The organism is Microbispora sp. H10830, from assembly GCF_014161375.1.
Lineage (GTDB): Bacteria > Actinomycetota > Actinomycetes > Streptosporangiales > Streptosporangiaceae > Microbispora > Microbispora catharanthi.
Genome location: NZ_JABBWX010000005.1, coordinates 192,467 through 208,079 on the forward strand (window position 1 = coordinate 192,467; position 15,613 = coordinate 208,079).

Genomic DNA, 15,613 nt, shown 5'->3' on the forward strand with positions numbered 1-15,613 from the left:
GGCATGCTGCACGTGCTGATCGTCACCTACACGGGCTCCGAGGAAGAGGCCGCTCCCTTCGTCCGCGATCACGTCGGATATCTCGAACGGCACCACGCGGACGGCCTCTTCCTGGTCTCGGGGCAGACGGTGCCGTCGTCACGGGGCGGTGCCATCGTGGCGTGCGGCGTGGACCGCGAGACCATCGAGCGAATCAGCGCCGAGGACCCGTTCGTCGTGAACGGCGTCGCGACCTACTCGATCACGACGATCGAACCGGGGCGGATCCACCCGGCTCTGGCACGGGCGCTGAGCGCGTAGACAGCCGGCCCGCGCTGGAGCCGGCCCGGTGAGGCCGCGGGACACTGAGACGACGACAGGAGAGGGGGTGCCACTGGGATGCGCGTGCTCATCGTCGAGGACGACGAGGAGATGGCACAGGTCGTCGCGGTGGGCCTGCGCCGCGCGCAGATGGCCGTCGACGTGGCGTTCGACGGTACGGAGGCGCTGGAACGGCTGGGCTCCGGCGGCGAGGCGTACGACGTGGTCGTCCTGGACCGGGACCTGCCCGGGACGCACGGTGACGAGGTCTGCGCGGCGCTGATCGCCGCCGGATGCCGCAGCCGCATACTGATGCTCACCGCCGCGGGCACGGCCGACGACATCGTGGACGGGCTGGGCCTGGGCGCCGACGACTATCTCCCGAAGCCTTTCGACTTCCCCGTCCTCGTCGCCCGGATCGCCGCCCTGTCCCGCCGCGCGCACCCCGCCGTACCGCCGGTGTTCCGCCACGGCGACCTCCTGGTCGACAGCGCCCGGCGCACCGCCGTACGGGCCGGCCGGCCGCTGGCCCTCACTCCCAAGGAATTCGGCGTCCTCGAACTGCTCCTCGCCGCCGGGGGCCGTGCCGTCTCCGCCGAGGAACTGCTCGAACGGGTCTGGGACGAGGCCGCCGACCCCTTCACCAGCGCCGTTAAGATCACCGTCAGCCGTCTGCGGGCCAAGCTCGGGGCGCCGCCGGTCATCGAGACGGTGGCCAGGAGCGGTTACCGGATCTGAGAGATTGTGCGGGCGAAGCGGCCGGGCCCGTACGAGCGGTCGCGTCCGGCGGTCTCCCGCACGGTCCTCCCGGGCCTGCCCGCGGTTGCCTACGCCGGCGGGCCGTCCGACCGAGCAGAGCGCAGGATCCAGCCGAAAGGTCGCCACGTTCACATGCCCGCCCACGGCCTCGCCGCCGCCCGCGACATCGTGCCCGCCGCTCTGCGCCGGCTCACCGGCCTGATCGTGCGCGCGAGCCTGCCCCGCCGCACCGTACGGCTGCGGCTGACCGCCTTGTACGGCGGGCTGTTCCTGGTGTCCGGCGCCGCGCTGCTCGCGGTCACGTACGGTCTGGTGGTCGGCGCCGTCGACCGTCCGCCCGCCGTCGTGAAGCTGGCGGTGACGGTTGCCAGCCCCAGTTCGAGCACGCCGGCGGGCCAGGCACCCGGAAACTGGGGGCCGCCCGACGGCGAAGCTACGGACGCCGTGATGGCGGCCGTGCAGAGGAACGTGCAACAGACCGTGGCCCACCAGAAGTCCGCCATGCTGCACACCCTGCTGGTCCAGTCGGGGATCGCCCTGGGCCTGATGTCACTGGCGTCCGTGCTGCTGGGCTGGGTCGTGGCCGGCCGTGTCCTGCGCCCGCTGCGGACCATCACCTCCAGTGCACGGGACATCTCGGCGACCAGCCTGCACCGGCGGCTGGCCCTGGCCGGCCCGCGGGACGAACTGCGGGAGCTGAGCGACACGTTCGACGCGCTGCTGGCCCGGCTCGAAGGTTCCTTCCAGGCGCAGCGGCAGTTCGTCGCCAACGCCTCCCATGAGCTGCGTACGCCGCTGGCCCGCCAGCGCGTGCTGGGCCAGGTCGCCCTGGCCGACCCGGAACCGACCCTCGAGTCCCTGCGTACGGCCCACGAACGGATACTCGCCGCCGGACAGCAACAGGAACGGCTCATCGAAGCGCTGCTCACCCTGGCCCGCGGTCACACGGGCCTCGACGAGCGCCACCCCTTCGACCTGGCCCGGCTCGTCGGGGAAGCCGTGGCCGCGCGGGCGACCGCGGCGCACGAGCGGCAGGTGACCCTGCGCCCCTCGACCGGCGCGGCCGTCTCCTCGGGCCACCGGGCGCTCGCCGAACGGCTGGTAGCCAATCTGCTGGACAACGCGATCCGCTACAACGTGCCCGGCGGGGAGGTGGACGTCACCACCGGTACTCAGGCCGGACGCGCCGTCCTCACGGTCGCCAACACCGGCCCCGTCGTGCCCGCGGACGCCGTCGAGCGGATCCTCCTGCCCTTCCAGCGCCTCGGCCCGGCCCGTACCGGCCGCCGCGGGTCGTCCCAGGGGTTCGGCCTGGGCCTGTCCATCGTCTCGGCCATCGCATCCGCCCACGACGCCGGCCTCACCGTCGTTCCACGACCCGAGGGCGGCCTGGTCGTCACGGTCGGCTTTCCCGTAGCGGCGACGCAACCGCCGTGAAACCGCCCGTCGCGTAGAACGTCCGTCATCGCCGCCGCACCGACCGCGGCGACGTCCACGGCACGATCGACGCGAGTTCAGGAGCACTCCGCATGAACAACACACCGGCGGAACCCTCGTCCGCCGAAGCCCCATCGGCCGGCCGCAGGGCCGGCAACCGCCGCATCGGGCTGTCCCGGCAGCGGCGCGCGCTGGCCGCGACCGGAATCGCCGTAGTCGCCGGCAGCGTTCTCGTCACCGGCCTGACCGCGTCCGCCAGCCCGTCGACGGCCGCGCAGCATGCCGACAGGCCGGCGGCCTGCGTACCGTACGACCCGGCCAAACCCCAGCCGCCCGCGCAGGACCCGGCCCCGACCTCCGTCAGCACGGTGGAGCAGGTGTACCGCTGCATCTTCGACAACTACTACGGCGGTGCCCGGCTCGACGACCGCCCGCTGCTTCAATACGCCTTCCAGGCCGTCGTCCGGGAGCTCCGCAAGCGCGGTGTCGACCGGCCGGGCGCCGTACTGCCGGCGCTGACGGGCGACCGCGACAAGGACTGGCAGCTCTTCAGCCGGCGGCTCCAGGAGGTGCTGGACGCGGTGCCGGACGACCAGGGGCTGCGCTCCTCGCTCGCCGGAGCCGCGATCCAGGGGATGTTCGCCGCCCTGCATGACAACCACGCCGGTTACTCCCCCGGCGATCCGGGTGCCCCGCAGGGCGCCCACCCGTGGGGCCTGGGCATCGGCCTGAACAGGCTCCTCCCCCCGGCCGAGACCGCCCCGGACTTCACCGGGCCGCTCTTCCTCACCACGGTCGGCACCGGCACCCCCGCCGCCAAGGCCAAGCTCAGGCCCGGAGACGTCATCGAGACGGTGAACGGCGTCCCGGTCTTCACCAACGGCCTGCTCAACCCGGGAGTCGTGGACTCGCTCCATCCGGCGTACCCCCGGCGCACCCCGGTGACCCTCACCGTACGACGGCCCGCCACCGGCCGGACCCTGCACGTGCGCGTCACCCCCGGACCGCTGCCCGCGCAACCTCAGCCGCACGTGACCGCCACCCTGGTGGCCGGCAGCATCGCCGACATCCGCTTCGACGCCTTCTACCCGGGCGTCGCCCAGGAAGCCCTCAAGGCGATCGCCGGCCTCCAGGCGACCACCAAGCTCACCGGCGTCATCTTCGACCTGCGCGGCAACCACGGCGGAGTCGGGGAAGAGGGCAACACACTGATGGGCGCGTTCGTCCACGGCGCCGCGGCCGTCTCCTTCTGCGACGCCGGCGGCACCTGCGACCCCCAGCCCGTCAACGACAACACCCCCTTGCTGCACCTGCCCATGGTCACCCTCACCGACGACGGCTGCGCCTCCGCGTGTGAGATGTTCGCGACGGGCGTCAAGGACCTTCACCTGGGCACCCTCGTGGGCACCCGCACGGCGGGAGTCAACTCCGGTCCCGCCCACCTGTACGCGCTCGACGACAACACCCTGATCCGACTGCCGTCGCAGCACGTCATCGGCGCGAACGGCGAGATCGTCGACGGCGTCGGTGTCCCACCGGACCACTACGCGCCGCTGACCGCGGCGGACGCGTCCACCGGCAAGGACCCGGCCCTCGACAAGGCGAAGGCGATCCTCCGGTCCTAGCCGACGCTGCTTCGGCTCCGGCCCCAAGTCCTTCAGCCGGTCTCCATGGGGCCTACTGAAGGTGGTCAGAAAGGTAGCGGCGGACGAGGCGTTTGCATTCGGCGATGAGGTCGGGGTCGCCGTCGGGGTGGGCGCGGAAGGCCAGTTTGAGCACGGCGTCGGCGGCCTCCACGGCGACGACGAAGGCGCGGGACAGGCCGTCGCCGGGCGCCACGCCGAGCAGGTCCACGATGAGGGAGCGCAGGCGGTCGGCGACGACCACGTTGTTCTCCAGCGCCTCGTCGAGCATCCGCTGGGTGCCGGGCAGGGCGGGGCCGCCGGGAGCGGCGAGCACCTCGCCGAAGTCCACCACACCGAAGCCGGGCGTGGTCCGCTTCATGCGCACGAACTCGTCGACGACCAGGTCCACGACGCCGGTCCAGTCGGACAGCGGCGCGGCGGCCAGCCGGGACGCGATCCGGTCCAGGTACGCCTCCAGGTTCCGCAGCGCGAGCGCGCGGACCAGGCTCTGCTTGTCGGTGAAGAACTGGTAGAAGGTCCCGATCGGCACCTCGGCCCGGCGGGCGACCTCCTTGGTGGTCAGGGCGGCGTACCCCACCTCGTCGAGCAGCAGGGCGCACTCGTCCAGCATGCGCTCGACCCGCTCCTGACTGCGGCGCTGTGCTGGCCGTCGGCGCAACGCTCCCCCTGTTGTCATTCCGCCATTCTCTCCCGCTTTTCGGACAACCGAGCTAACATGAGTTCTCCTCATATTAGCTGAGAGAGGCGGCACGATGTTCCTCTGGGGTACGGCCACCGCGTCCTACCAGATCGAAGGAGCGGTGAACGAGGACGGCAGAAGGCCCTCCGTCTGGGACACCTTCTCCCACACGCCGGGAAAGGTCCGCGACGGGCACACGGGCGACGTGGCCTGCGACCACTACCACCGTTACCCCGAGGACGTGGCGCTGATGGCCGGTCTCGGCGTTAACGCCTACCGCTTCTCCATCGCCTGGCCGCGGGTGATGCCCACCGGCGCCGGCCTGGTGAACCAGGCCGGGCTCGACTTCTACGACCGTCTCGTGGACGCGTTGTGCGAGCGCGGCATCGCTCCCGTGCCGACGCTCTTCCACTGGGACCTGCCGCAGGCGCTGGAGGACGAGGGCGGCTGGCTCAACCGGGACACCTCCCGCCGTTTCGCCGACTACGCCGCCGTCGTGGCCGAGCGGCTGGCCGACCGCGTACGCATGTGGATCACGCTCAACGAGCCGTTCGTCCACATGGTGGAGGGATACGGCCTGGGCATACACGCCCCGGGCAGGGCGCTCATGTTCGACGCGCTGCCGGTGGCCCATCACCAGTTGCTCGGGCACGGCCTGGCCACACTGGCGCTGCGCGCGGCGGGGGCGGAGCAGGTGCTGATCACCAACAACTGCACCCCGGTCTGGCCCGTCTCGGACTCCCCCGAGGACCTGGCCGCCGCCGAGACCTACGACATTCTGCACAACCGGCTGTTCAACGACCCGATCCTCACCGGCGCCTACCCCGATCTCTCGGCGTTCGGCGTCGAGATCCCCGTGAAGCCCGGCGACCTGGAGGCGATCGCCCAGCCCCTCGACGGGCTCGGGATCAACTACTACAACCCCACACGAATCGGCGGGCCCGGCGGGGACGGCCTGCCGTTCCGGTTCGAGGAGATCTCCGGCGTACCCACCACCGCGTTCGGCTGGCCCGTCGTCCCCGACGGCCTGCGCGAACTGCTCGACTCCCTCAAGGCGCGGTACGGCGACGCGCTGCCGCCCGTCTACATCACCGAGAACGGCTGCTCGTACGACGGCCTGGACGACCAGGAGCGGATCGCCTACCTCGACGGCCACATCACGGCGATGCGCCAGGCGGACGTGGACCTGCGGGGCTACTTCGTCTGGTCACTGCTGGACAACTTCGAGTGGGCAGAGGGCTACCACCAGCGGTTCGGACTGGTCCACGTCGACTTCGAGACCCAGCAGCGCACCCCGAAGGCGTCCTACCACTGGCTGCGGAAGTTCCTGGAGGTTCAGAGCACCGACACGTGAACGTGGTCGTAGTGGTTGGCGGTGATGCCGCCGCGGTCCGACATCATCCGCCAACCGGCACGCGTACGCATGTCGTAATAGCGCTGCTGCCAGATGATGTACATGATCCCGTACTCGCTCGCGTGCTGGATGCACCACTGCGCCAGAGCGTCTCCGCGCTCCTTGGCCACGGCGTCGGGCATGCGGCCACCGCTGCTCATCATGAAGTCGCAGGCCCGGCCCTTGCCGTGCTCTCCCGGGTCGCCGGGCCGCAGGCAGCCCACGCTGAAGGGCATCGGGAACTGCGACATGATCGCGTTGCGTACGGTGATCAGGCGCTGGGTCAGGCCGCTGCCGGCGTCGGGCGTCTGGAAGCCATACCTGGCCATCAGCCGCTCGATCTCGCCGCGTCTCGACTTGAGCTCCTTGATGTGGGCCTGCAGCTTGTCGATCTCGTCGGCGGCCGAGGCGGCCGCCTTCCTCTGCTTGGCGACGAGATCCTTGACGCTATTGAGCCGCTCGGTCCTGGCGTTGCCGAGATAGGCCAGCGTCGCCAGTGCGCTCGGGTCGACCGACAGGGAGAAGAGCCGGGAGGCGTCCGCGCCTCCGCTCATGTACGAGGTCTGGGCGAACGCGGCCACCTGCCGCTGGGCCGCGAGCAGGTCTCCCTTCAGCTTCTTGACCCTGCCGGACGCCTTCTGCGCGGCCCTCTTCGCGTCATCGAGGCTGAGGATCTCGCCGCGGTACTCCTTCTGGAGTGCGGCGGCCTCCTGGGTGAGCTTGCGGAGCTTGGCCTGCTGGTCCGGCTCGGCCTCGGCGGTGAGCGCACCCGAGACGGCGCCCGAGACGGACGGCGCGACGAGCAGCGCGGTGGTGACCACCGCCAGCCTGGCCCAGCGTCCCGACCGCACGCGACCTCCACTCGGATTCGGCCTGAAACTATAGAAGACGATCTTTACGTCTGCTACCGGAACAGGTGAAACTCTTGGGTCCAAAGCGGACAACCGCCGGATTCCCCGCGCTGTGACCAATTCGAGACTTACGCGTCGCCTTACCGCACTTGAACGCGATTTGCCCCCGACAGAGATTCGGGAGATCGTCACCCCCCACGAAGGGCTCACCGATGTCCCGACGAGAGATCGTCTCGATTCTGGCCGCCGCGGCTCTCGGCGCGGCGCTCCTGCTGCCGGTCTCCCCGGCACAGGCCGGCCAGGGCGACCCGCTCCCCCCAGGGGACCAAGCCGACCTCTACCAGCTCGACAGCGCGCCCGGCACCTCGGGCACGCTGACCCAGAAGGGCTTCGACGTCGTCCAGCGGCACCTCGCGGGCGACAAGGAGCACGTCGAACTGACGGCGACCCCCGCCGAGCTCAAGAAGCTCCAGATCCTCGGCTACCGGCCCCAGCCGGTGCGCAACCCGCAGGGCCAGACGCAGTCGCAGGCCGCGAAGGCGCAGGCGGCGGGCGGATACACCGTCTGGAAGTCCTACTCGGAGAAGGGCGGGATCGCCGACCAGCTCCGATCCATCGCGGACGCCAACAAGGACATCGCGAAGCTGGAGACGATCGGCAAGACCCTCCAGGGGAAGGACATCCTCGCGCTGAAGCTGACGAAGCTGGCCCGGGTGCTGCCCGACGGCGTCAAGCCGTCGGTGCTCTACTCGGCCACCCAGCACGCCCGTGAGTGGATCGCGACCGAGGTCGACATGCGGCTGCTGAAGTATCTGGTGGCCAACAAGGGCACATCCGACGTCGGCCGGCTGCTGACCACCACCGAGGTGTGGTTCGTACCGGTCGCCAACCCCGACGGCTACGACTTCACCTTCACCGAGGGCAACCGGCTCTGGCGCAAGAACCTGCGGGACAACGACGGCGACGGCCAGATCACGGGCAACGACGGCGTCGACCTCAACCGCAACTTCCCCACCCGCTGGGGGTACGACGAAGAGGGCTCCTCCAGCGTCCTCAGCAGCGAGACCTACCGCGGCACCGGCGCGATGTCGGAGCCCGAGACCCGGGCCATGGACGGCCTGCTCAAGCGGCTGCGCTTCAAGGCACAGGTCAACTACCACTCCTACGGCCCGCTGCTGCTGTATCCCGAGGGCTGGCAGGTCGAGACGAAGACCGCGGACGACCCCGTCTACCTGGCGCTGACCGGCACCGACGAGAATCCGGCCGTCCCCGGCTTCGACCCGGGGGTCGGCGCCGAGCTCTACACGACGAACGGCGAGACCACCGACCACGCCCACAAGGCGTACGGCACGCTCGCCTGGACACCGGAGCTGGAAGAGGGCTGCGACGGCTGCGGCTTCGTCTTCCCGGACGACGAGGCGGCGGTGCAGGCCGAGTTCGAGAAACAGCTTCCCTTCGCGCTCGACGTCCTGAAGTCGGCGCCGAACCCGAGCGAGCCGGTCAGCCACCTCGGCAACACGGTGCCCGACTTCGTCGTGGACCCGTTCGACGTCAGCTACGGCGCCGACCAGGTCGTGCAGGTGGACGCCAAGCGCAAGCTCGGGCCGGTGTTCCTCGAATACCAGATCAACGGCGGCCACACCAAGATCGTCCCGACCTCCGAGTGGAAGGGCGGAGAGCGGTACGGCGACGGCTACGACACCTACTTCCACCAGCTCAGGGGCACGGTCAAGGGCGCGAAAGCCGGCGACACCGTGAAGGTGTGGTTCCGCTCGCTCACGAAGAAGAGCGAGGAGTTCACCTACAAGGTCGCCACGGACATCGGCGGCAAGGTCCTGATCGTCGCGGCGGAGGACGTCACGGGCATCAGCCCGGCCCAGGGCGTCACGGAGGCGAAGTACGCCGACGACTACGCCAAGGCGCTCGCGGAGGCCGGCTACTCCTCCGACGTGTACGACGTGGACAAGAACGGCCGCAAGGCGCCCCACCCGCTCGGGGTCCTCAGCCACTACAAGGCCGTCGTCTGGGAGACCGGCGACGACATCATCCCCCGCGCGTCCGGGCAGCCCGGCGGCAGCGCCGCCAATCTGGCCGAGTCCCTGGAGCTGGCGTTCCGCGACTACCTCAACGAGGGCGGCAAGCTGCTCTCCACCGGCAAGTACGCGCTGTACGCCCAGAACACGAACGGCTCCTACTGGTACGAGCCGGACTACCCGGCGCAACCCGAGTGCACGACCCTGAGCAAGCCGCCGTGCCTCTCGCTGAGCAACGACTTCGTGCAGTACTACCTGGGCGCCTACACCTACGTGGAGGGCGGCGGCCAGGACGCCGGAGGGAACACGTTGCCGCTGCGGGGCGCCGGCGGCGCCTTCGCCGGCTTCACCGGCACGCTCAACGGCGGCGATTCGCCCGGGAACCAGGACCACACCTCCTCGTTCGTCACGACCTCCTCGGTCCTGCCGGCCGACCGGTTCCCGCAGTTCGCCAGCTCGGCCCCGCTCAAGTGGCAGTACGGCGCGGGATCGCCGTTCAGCCCGCGCACCGGCTCCTGGGACGTGCAGAGCGGCCAGGCGGACGTGTCCTACAAGCGCCTCACGAGGACGATCGACCTCACCGGCAAGACCAGTGGCGAGCTGTCGTTCTGGACGTCGTACAACACCGAGCCGAACTGGGACTTCCTGACCGTCGAGGCGCACACGGCGGGCCAGGACGACTGGACGACGCTGCCCGACGCCAACGGGCACACCTCGCAGGAGGCGGGCGACAGCTGCGCCGCCGGCTGGGTGGACATCCATCCGTTCACCGCCCACTATCAGACGTACGACGGCGCGTCGTCCTGCACCGCCACCGGCACGACCGGCGCGTGGCACGCGGCCACCGGCTCGTCGAACGGCTGGCAGCAGTGGTCGGTGGACCTGACGGCGTACGCGGGCAAGAAGGTCGAGGTGTCGATCTCCTACATCAGCGACTGGGGGACCCAGGGCCTCGGTGTGTGGCTGGACGACGTGGCCGTCAGGGCCGACGGCGCGACCGTCGCGGAGACCTCGTTCGAGGACGACCTGGGCGGCTGGACCGTCGCCGGGCCGCCTCCCGGCTCGGCGACCGCGCTGAACGACTGGGCGCGCAGCGACCGCACGCTCGACGACGGCGCGGGCATCACCACGAAGGACACGGTTTACTTCGGCTTCGGCGCGGAGGGCGCGACGACTCAGGCGATGCGGACGGATCTGGTCCGCCGGGCCATGGCGCATCTCCTCAGGCGAGCGCTGCCGTAGGACCCGCGGTCCGGCCCGCGCCGCCCGGCGCGGGCCGGACCCCGGCAGCTCTTGCCAAGGCCGATCAGAACATGGTTCGGTCTGAGATGGGTCGGTCTGACAGAGTGCGCGAAGAAGCGCCCGATCAGGAGGCAGGCATGCTGCAGCACGACACGCTGTTCATCGGGGGCGACTGGGTGGCCCCCGCGGGCACGGGCACGATCGAGGTGATCTCTCCCCACAGCGAGGAGGTCGTCGGCCGCGTGCCGGACGGCACCGCCGCCGACATGGACCGGGCCGTCGCGGCCGCCAGGGACGCCTTCGACAACGGGCCCTGGCCGCGGATGACGATGGCCGAGCGCGCGGCGATCGTGGGACGGCTGGCGGACGTCTACGAGGCGCGCCAGGCCGAGATGGCGGGGATCATCACCACCGAGATGGGCTCTCCCATCACGTTCTCCCAGCTCGCCCAGGCGCCGCAGCCGCTGGGCATGCTCAGGTATTTCGCCGGCCTCGGCGCGACGCTCCCCGAGGAGGAGGAGCGGCCCGGCCTGTTCGGCCCGGTGATCGTCCGGCGCGAGCCGGTCGGCGTGGTGGCGGCCGTCGTCCCCTGGAACGTCCCCCAGTTCGTCACCATGACCAAGCTGGCCCCGGCGCTCGTCGCGGGCTGCACCGTGGTGCTCAAGCCCGCCCCCGAGACGCCGCTCGACTCCTACCTGCTCGCCGAGATGATCAAGGAGGCCGGCATCCCCGCCGGGGTCGTCAACATCGTCGCGGCCGGCCGCGAGGCGGGCGAGCACCTGGTCTCCCACCCGGACGTCGACAAGGTCGCCTTCACCGGTTCGACCGCCGCCGGCCGCAGGATCGCGGCGATCTGCGGCGAGCAGCTCAAGCGCTGCACGCTCGAACTCGGCGGCAAGTCGGCCGCGATCATCCTGGACGACTGCGATCTGCCCTCGGCCATGGGCTTCCTGTCGATGGCCTCGCTGATGAACAACGGCCAGGCGTGCGTCGCGCAGACCCGCATCCTCGCCTCCCGCAACCGCTACGACGAGGTCGTCCAGGCCGTCGCCGAGATGGTGACGAGCCAGCAGGTGGGCGACCCCGCCGACCCGGCCACCGGGATCGGGCCGCTGGTGGCCAGGCGGCAGCAGGAACGGGTCGAGGGCTACATCAGGACGGGCATCGAGGAGGGCGCCAAGCCCGTCGTCGGCGGCCTCGACCGGCCGTACGACCGGGGCTGGTACGTCGCCCCGACCGTCTTCGCCGGGGCCACCAACGACATGCGCATCGCCCGTGAGGAGATCTTCGGCCCGGTGCTGACGGTGATCCCGTACGAGGACGAGGCGGACGCGGTGCGGATCGCCAACGACAGCGACTACGGCCTGTCGGGCTCGGTCTGGACCGCCGACACCGACCGCGGGATGGACGTCGCCCGCCGCGTGCGTACCGGCACCTACGGCGTCAACATGATGCACACGCTCGACCCGAACACGCCGTTCGGCGGCTTCAAGGCCAGCGGCCTCGGCCGGGAGCTCGGACCCGAGGGCCTGTCGGCCTACCTGGAGACCAAGTCCATCGCCCGCCTGGGCTGAACGCGTGGGCGGAACGCGTCCCTCCGGCCCGGTACGGCGCGCGTGCCGCACCGGGCCGGTGAAACCGCCCAGCGCGCCCCCGCGACGCTGGGCCACACCGTGTGAAGGTGTGCGCCGATCCCCCAATCGGCGGCGCGGATGGAGGGGTTCCGAATCCGCACAACCCGTATAGACGACCCTTATCGGGTTTTGGTTCGCGAGATCCAGTGACCAATTTTCCGGACCAGGTCAGGGGTGGCCGCCGCCTCCGCGTGGCCGTAGCCGGGCTCGATCCACAACTCCTTCGGCTCGGCGGCGCACTCGTACAACTGGTAGGCGTGCTCGGTGGGGAAGAACGGGTCGCTGTCGCCGTGGACGATCAGCAGCGGTGTGGGCGCGACCAAGGCCGCCGCCTCGTACGGCGGGAGCGGGACGGGGTCCCATCCGCCGCCCGCGATCCTGGTGCGCTTTGCCAGCCGGGCCGCCAGCCGGCCGTGCCAGCGTTCGATCGCCCAGTGGACCTGGCGCATGGGTTTGGTGCCCCGGTAGTACCAGCGGGCCGGGCCGCTCACCGACACCACCCTGTCCACGCCCCGGTGCAGCGCGGCGTGCCGGACGACCACCGCGGCGCCCATCGAGAAGCCGACCGTGGCGATCCGGCGGTAGCCGATGGCGCGGGCGTGTTTGACCGCCGCGTCCACGTCGAGGACCTCCAGGTCGCCCACCGTGGACCGGCCGCCGGAGCGGCCGTGCCCCCGGAAGTCGAACGACACCACGCCGCCGAACCTCGACAGGACGTGCACGATGCGCCGCGTGTCCGGCCCTCTCCACGTGCCGGTGAAGCCGTGCGCGACCACGATTCCCAGATCGAGAGAAGCAGGGCCGAGGGAGCCGTTGGGCGTGTGCGCCGCGTCGATGCGGACACCGTCCGCCGTGCGCAGCATCGCCCCGAAAGCAGCAGCGAGAGCCATGCCCCCGACCTTATTTCCCACCGCTTCACCCCCTGTGCGACGGGGATCTCTCACAGGTCGGCCGTCGAGCGCAGCCGGTCCCAGGCCACCCCCAGCCTGACCTCCTCGTCGTCGAGTGACTCGATCTGGTCCCACTCGGCGTACCGGATCTCGCCGTGCATGCGCCGCACGAGGGCGCCGAGCAGCGACGGCCGCCACAGCCCGGGGCCCCGCTCGTACCCGAAGAGCTGCCCGGCACGCCGCCGGGCGATCAGCAGCCCGGCCAGCCGGAACGCCTGTTGGACCTCCGCGAGCAGCGGCCCGTCCTGGACCAGGCGGACGTCCACCGTGTCGCCGGCGACCTCCCCCGACGGCCCGCGGACGGTGCGGCCGAGCAGTCCGCCGAGCCGCATGGTGTCGGGCCCGTCCTCCCACCTCTCCCGCACCTGGAGGGTCTTCTCCGGCGCGTCCTGCTCCTCTCTGCCTGCCGCTCCCGGGATCCGGCTGACGACGTTCCTGGTCAGCCAGCGCTCCAGTGCCAGGTCCTGCCGGTCGCCGGCCACCCGTACGGCGCTGCCGATCCCGGTCACCACGCTCATCTCGATGCGGTACGGCCCCGGCCGCTCCTCCCTCCGGAACAGCCGGTCGGTCTCGGTCATCAGCCATCCCGGCAGGCCGCCCAGCCGCGGACCGAGCGCCAGCGGCCCCGACAGGATCGCCGTGACGTACGGCCGGTCGCCCGGCCGCACCTCCAGGTCGTCCACCTTGCACAGCAGGCGGTCGTCGCTCTCCCTGACGACCTGCCGGTCGAGCAGGTGCAGGCGGGCGTGCAGCACCCGTGCCGGCTCACTCACTGACCATTCACCTCCTCGCGTACCGGGCCGTCACTGTCCCGCCTTCGTCGCGAGCATCAGGGGGATGGCCGCGAGCGCCACGACGAGAAGCAGCACCATGTAGAAACTTCCCAGCACGTTGCTGAATCTGCCGTTCACCTTCTCCCCCATGTAGTCGGGATCGTTTGCGATCATGAGAACCGGCAGGTAGGTGAGGGGAAGGGCCGCGGCCGAGAAGACCAGCGAATACTCGGTCACCTTGATCGGATCGATGGTGGTGAGGATCAGCGCGGTCGCGACGATCACCGAGGCCAGCACGGTCACGTGGAACCGGGCGGCGCGGCCCGGCACCACATACTTGCCCCACTGCCAGCCGAAATACTGGCTCAGCGAGTAGCCCGACGACAGGGCGGTCTCCAGCGTCGCGCCGAACGTGGCCGCGAACACCCCGAGGATCACCAACCCCAGCCCGATCTTGCCCAGTCCCTCGGCGACCGGCAGCACCATCTGCCCGAGCGAGTCGGGCTCGGCCTCGACCGGCATGAAGACGGTCGCCGCGCACGCCGCGATCGTCAGCGACAGCACGCCGCCGAGGGGGAAGCCGACGAACACGTTGGCCCGCGCCGTCACCAGATCCTTGCGCGTCCACTTCTCCTCGACACCGCCCGACGAGAAGAAGAACACCTCGTACGGCGTCATCGCCCCGCCGAGCAGCGCGATCGCGTAGTAGAGGTAGGTCGGCACGCCCTCGTCCTGCGGCGGCTGGACGAGCTGCGTGGTCAGCTCGCCCCAGTCGGGCCCGAGCCGCCACAGCGCGACGATGAACACGACGAGCGCGAGTCCGGCCAGCCCGAAGACGCGCTCCATGGTCTCGAACTTCACCCGCCACATCACCAGCCAGGCGACCAGGGCCACGGGCGGCACCCACAGCAGATAGTTGAGACCGGTCACCAGCTCCAGCGCGAGCGCGGCGCCGCCGATCTCGGCCGCGAGCGTGAGCACGTTGATGAAGAACGACGCGCCGAGGTTGACCAGCCCGGCGCGGGGCCCCATACGCTCGCGGACGAGGTCGAAGACCGGCCGCTGCGACACTGCCGCGATCCTGCCGGACATCTCGGCGAAGACGCAGATCCCGACGATGCCGACGACCACCACCCACGCGAGGGACATCCCGAACCTCGACCCCACGACGGCGTTGGCGACCAGGTCGCCGATGTCCACGAAGCCGCCGAAGGCCGTCAGGATGCCGAGCGTGACCGCGATCAGTTTCTTCACTTGTGCTTCTCCGCGAAGTCGCTCAGCTCGCTCGCGAGCCTGTCCAGCTCCCGTGCGGCCGCCTTCGGGTCCTTCACCCCGTCGCGGCGCGCCTGGATGAGCAGGTCCTCCACCTCGCTCTCGGCCTTCTTGGTGAGGCGCAGCACCTCGTCCCTGATCCGGTCGGAGGCGTCCGAGGGCGGCTGCACTCCGCCGAACTGGTCGTTCACGCTGCTCAGGTCCTGCACCGCCTCGGTCAGCACGACCTCGGCGTACGGCCCGGTCATCCGGTCGCGGTACGCCACGGCGGAGCGGGCGAAGCGCACGGCCGAGACGGCCGACTCGGCCGTCTTCCCGGCCTTGAGCGCGTAGTCGTGGTCGTCCCACGCGGGGCTGACGCAGGCGGACAGCAGGAGTGCCGTCAGGAGGGCGAGCGGCGCCAGCCGAGCCGACGCGATCATGTGCGCCGCCGCAGCAGGAGGTAGGCGAGGACGAGGATCGGCACGAGCAACTCGGCCCAGGCGATCAGCAGCACGAGACCTTCATCCGTCACAGCCGGCTCACCTGCCCGAACGGCAAGCCTTTAGACAGGATGGAATGCGACTCGCGCCGACGGCGTTGCCATCGAGGGTCCCTTATGGCGGCGGCGTGTAGCGGCGATCGGGATCAACTAAAATGGCTGG

At 70.6% G+C, this 15,613-nt stretch carries 13 protein-coding genes; 7 read left to right on the forward strand and 6 right to left on the reverse strand.

Features of this window, described 5'->3' with window-relative positions; translation table 11 throughout:
- The first annotated feature begins 3 nt into the window (after nucleotides 1-3).
- The 4 genes from HHX35_RS15680 to HHX35_RS15695 all read left to right on the forward strand — a co-directional run bounded on the left by HHX35_RS15680 (nucleotide 4) and on the right by HHX35_RS15695 (nucleotide 4,121).
- Nucleotides 4-300 (forward strand): YciI family protein, encoded by a 297-nt coding sequence (locus HHX35_RS15680; protein ID WP_182899550.1) that lies wholly within the window; start codon nucleotides 4-6, stop codon nucleotides 298-300.
- Nucleotides 301-378: 78 nt separating this feature from the next.
- A complete protein-coding gene (locus HHX35_RS15685; protein ID WP_182899551.1) occupies nucleotides 379-1,038 on the forward strand; it encodes a response regulator transcription factor in 660 nt (219 codons plus the stop codon).
- Between the two features lie 153 nt (nucleotides 1,039-1,191).
- Nucleotides 1,192-2,496, forward strand: a complete 1,305-nt coding sequence (locus HHX35_RS15690; RefSeq protein ID WP_182899552.1) for a HAMP domain-containing sensor histidine kinase — start codon at nucleotides 1,192-1,194, stop codon at nucleotides 2,494-2,496.
- A gap of 92 nt (nucleotides 2,497-2,588) precedes the next feature.
- A complete protein-coding gene (locus HHX35_RS15695) occupies nucleotides 2,589-4,121 on the forward strand; it encodes a S41 family peptidase (RefSeq protein ID WP_182899553.1) in 1,533 nt (510 codons plus the stop codon).
- Between the two features lie 52 nt (nucleotides 4,122-4,173).
- Here the strand turns inward: HHX35_RS15695 and HHX35_RS15700 are convergent, their stop codons facing one another.
- Nucleotides 4,174-4,818 (reverse strand): TetR family transcriptional regulator, encoded by a 645-nt coding sequence (locus HHX35_RS15700; RefSeq protein WP_182899554.1) that lies wholly within the window; start codon nucleotides 4,816-4,818, stop codon nucleotides 4,174-4,176.
- Nucleotides 4,819-4,894: 76 nt separating this feature from the next.
- Here HHX35_RS15700 and HHX35_RS15705 point away from each other — a divergent pair, with 76 nt between their 5' ends.
- Nucleotides 4,895-6,175: a GH1 family beta-glucosidase gene (locus tag HHX35_RS15705; RefSeq protein ID WP_182899555.1), complete on the forward strand. Its 1,281-nt coding sequence runs from the start codon at nucleotides 4,895-4,897 to the stop codon at nucleotides 6,173-6,175.
- Here HHX35_RS15705 and HHX35_RS15710 read toward each other — a convergent pair.
- Nucleotides 6,157-7,065 (reverse strand): hypothetical protein, encoded by a 909-nt coding sequence (locus tag HHX35_RS15710; RefSeq protein ID WP_182899556.1) that lies wholly within the window; start codon nucleotides 7,063-7,065, stop codon nucleotides 6,157-6,159. The two genes, HHX35_RS15705 and HHX35_RS15710, sit on opposite strands and share 19 nt — an antisense overlap.
- A 212-nt stretch (nucleotides 7,066-7,277) precedes the next feature.
- On the opposite strand from HHX35_RS15710, the gene HHX35_RS15715 reads away from it, so the two are divergent.
- Together HHX35_RS15715 and HHX35_RS15720 are read left to right on the forward strand one after the other, a co-directional pair.
- Nucleotides 7,278-10,340, forward strand: a complete 3,063-nt coding sequence (locus HHX35_RS15715; RefSeq protein WP_182899557.1) for a M14 family metallopeptidase — start codon at nucleotides 7,278-7,280, stop codon at nucleotides 10,338-10,340.
- Nucleotides 10,341-10,477: 137 nt separating this feature from the next.
- On the forward strand, nucleotides 10,478-11,914 hold the full coding sequence (locus HHX35_RS15720; RefSeq protein ID WP_182899558.1) for an aldehyde dehydrogenase: 1,437 nt from the start codon (nucleotides 10,478-10,480) through the stop codon (nucleotides 11,912-11,914).
- Nucleotides 11,915-12,093: 179 nt separating this feature from the next.
- On the opposite strand, the gene HHX35_RS15725 is transcribed toward HHX35_RS15720, so the two are convergent.
- From HHX35_RS15725 to HHX35_RS15740, 4 genes are read right to left on the reverse strand one after another with little or no spacing between them, the layout of a single operon-like run.
- On the reverse strand, nucleotides 12,094-12,864 hold the full coding sequence (locus tag HHX35_RS15725) for an alpha/beta hydrolase (protein WP_220505466.1): 771 nt from the start codon (nucleotides 12,862-12,864) through the stop codon (nucleotides 12,094-12,096).
- Nucleotides 12,865-12,914: 50 nt separating this feature from the next.
- Nucleotides 12,915-13,697 carry a hypothetical protein gene (locus tag HHX35_RS15730; protein WP_182899559.1) on the reverse strand — a complete coding sequence of 261 codons (783 nt, stop codon included), beginning with the start codon at nucleotides 13,695-13,697 and terminating at the stop codon, nucleotides 12,915-12,917.
- Nucleotides 13,698-13,727: 30 nt separating this feature from the next.
- Nucleotides 13,728-14,951 carry an NRAMP family divalent metal transporter gene (locus HHX35_RS15735; RefSeq protein WP_182899560.1) on the reverse strand — a complete coding sequence of 408 codons (1,224 nt, stop codon included), beginning with the start codon at nucleotides 14,949-14,951 and terminating at the stop codon, nucleotides 13,728-13,730.
- The gene (locus tag HHX35_RS15740; RefSeq protein WP_182899561.1) at nucleotides 14,948-15,391 is read right to left on the reverse strand and encodes a hypothetical protein; all 444 of its coding nucleotides are present in this window, start codon (nucleotides 15,389-15,391) and stop codon (nucleotides 14,948-14,950) included. The genes HHX35_RS15735 and HHX35_RS15740 overlap by 4 nt, the downstream gene beginning before the upstream one ends.
- Nucleotides 15,392-15,613: the final 222 nt, after the last annotated feature.

Coding starts and splice junctions, on each gene's coding strand:
- HHX35_RS15680 (WP_182899550.1), top strand. CDS start 4: ATGCTGCACGTGCTGATCGTCACCTACACGGGCTCCGAGGAAGAGGCC.
- HHX35_RS15685 (WP_182899551.1), top strand. CDS start 379: ATGCGCGTGCTCATCGTCGAGGACGACGAGGAGATGGCACAGGTCGTC.
- HHX35_RS15690 (WP_182899552.1), top strand. CDS start 1,192: ATGCCCGCCCACGGCCTCGCCGCCGCCCGCGACATCGTGCCCGCCGCT.
- HHX35_RS15695 (WP_182899553.1), top strand. CDS start 2,589: ATGAACAACACACCGGCGGAACCCTCGTCCGCCGAAGCCCCATCGGCC.
- HHX35_RS15700 (WP_182899554.1), bottom strand. CDS start 4,818: ATGACAACAGGGGGAGCGTTGCGCCGACGGCCAGCACAGCGCCGCAGT.
- HHX35_RS15705 (WP_182899555.1), top strand. CDS start 4,895: ATGTTCCTCTGGGGTACGGCCACCGCGTCCTACCAGATCGAAGGAGCG.
- HHX35_RS15715 (WP_182899557.1), top strand. CDS start 7,278: ATGTCCCGACGAGAGATCGTCTCGATTCTGGCCGCCGCGGCTCTCGGC.
- HHX35_RS15720 (WP_182899558.1), top strand. CDS start 10,478: ATGCTGCAGCACGACACGCTGTTCATCGGGGGCGACTGGGTGGCCCCC.
- HHX35_RS15725 (WP_220505466.1), bottom strand. CDS start 12,864: ATGGCTCTCGCTGCTGCTTTCGGGGCGATGCTGCGCACGGCGGACGGT.
- HHX35_RS15740 (WP_182899561.1), bottom strand. CDS start 15,391: ATGATCGCGTCGGCTCGGCTGGCGCCGCTCGCCCTCCTGACGGCACTC.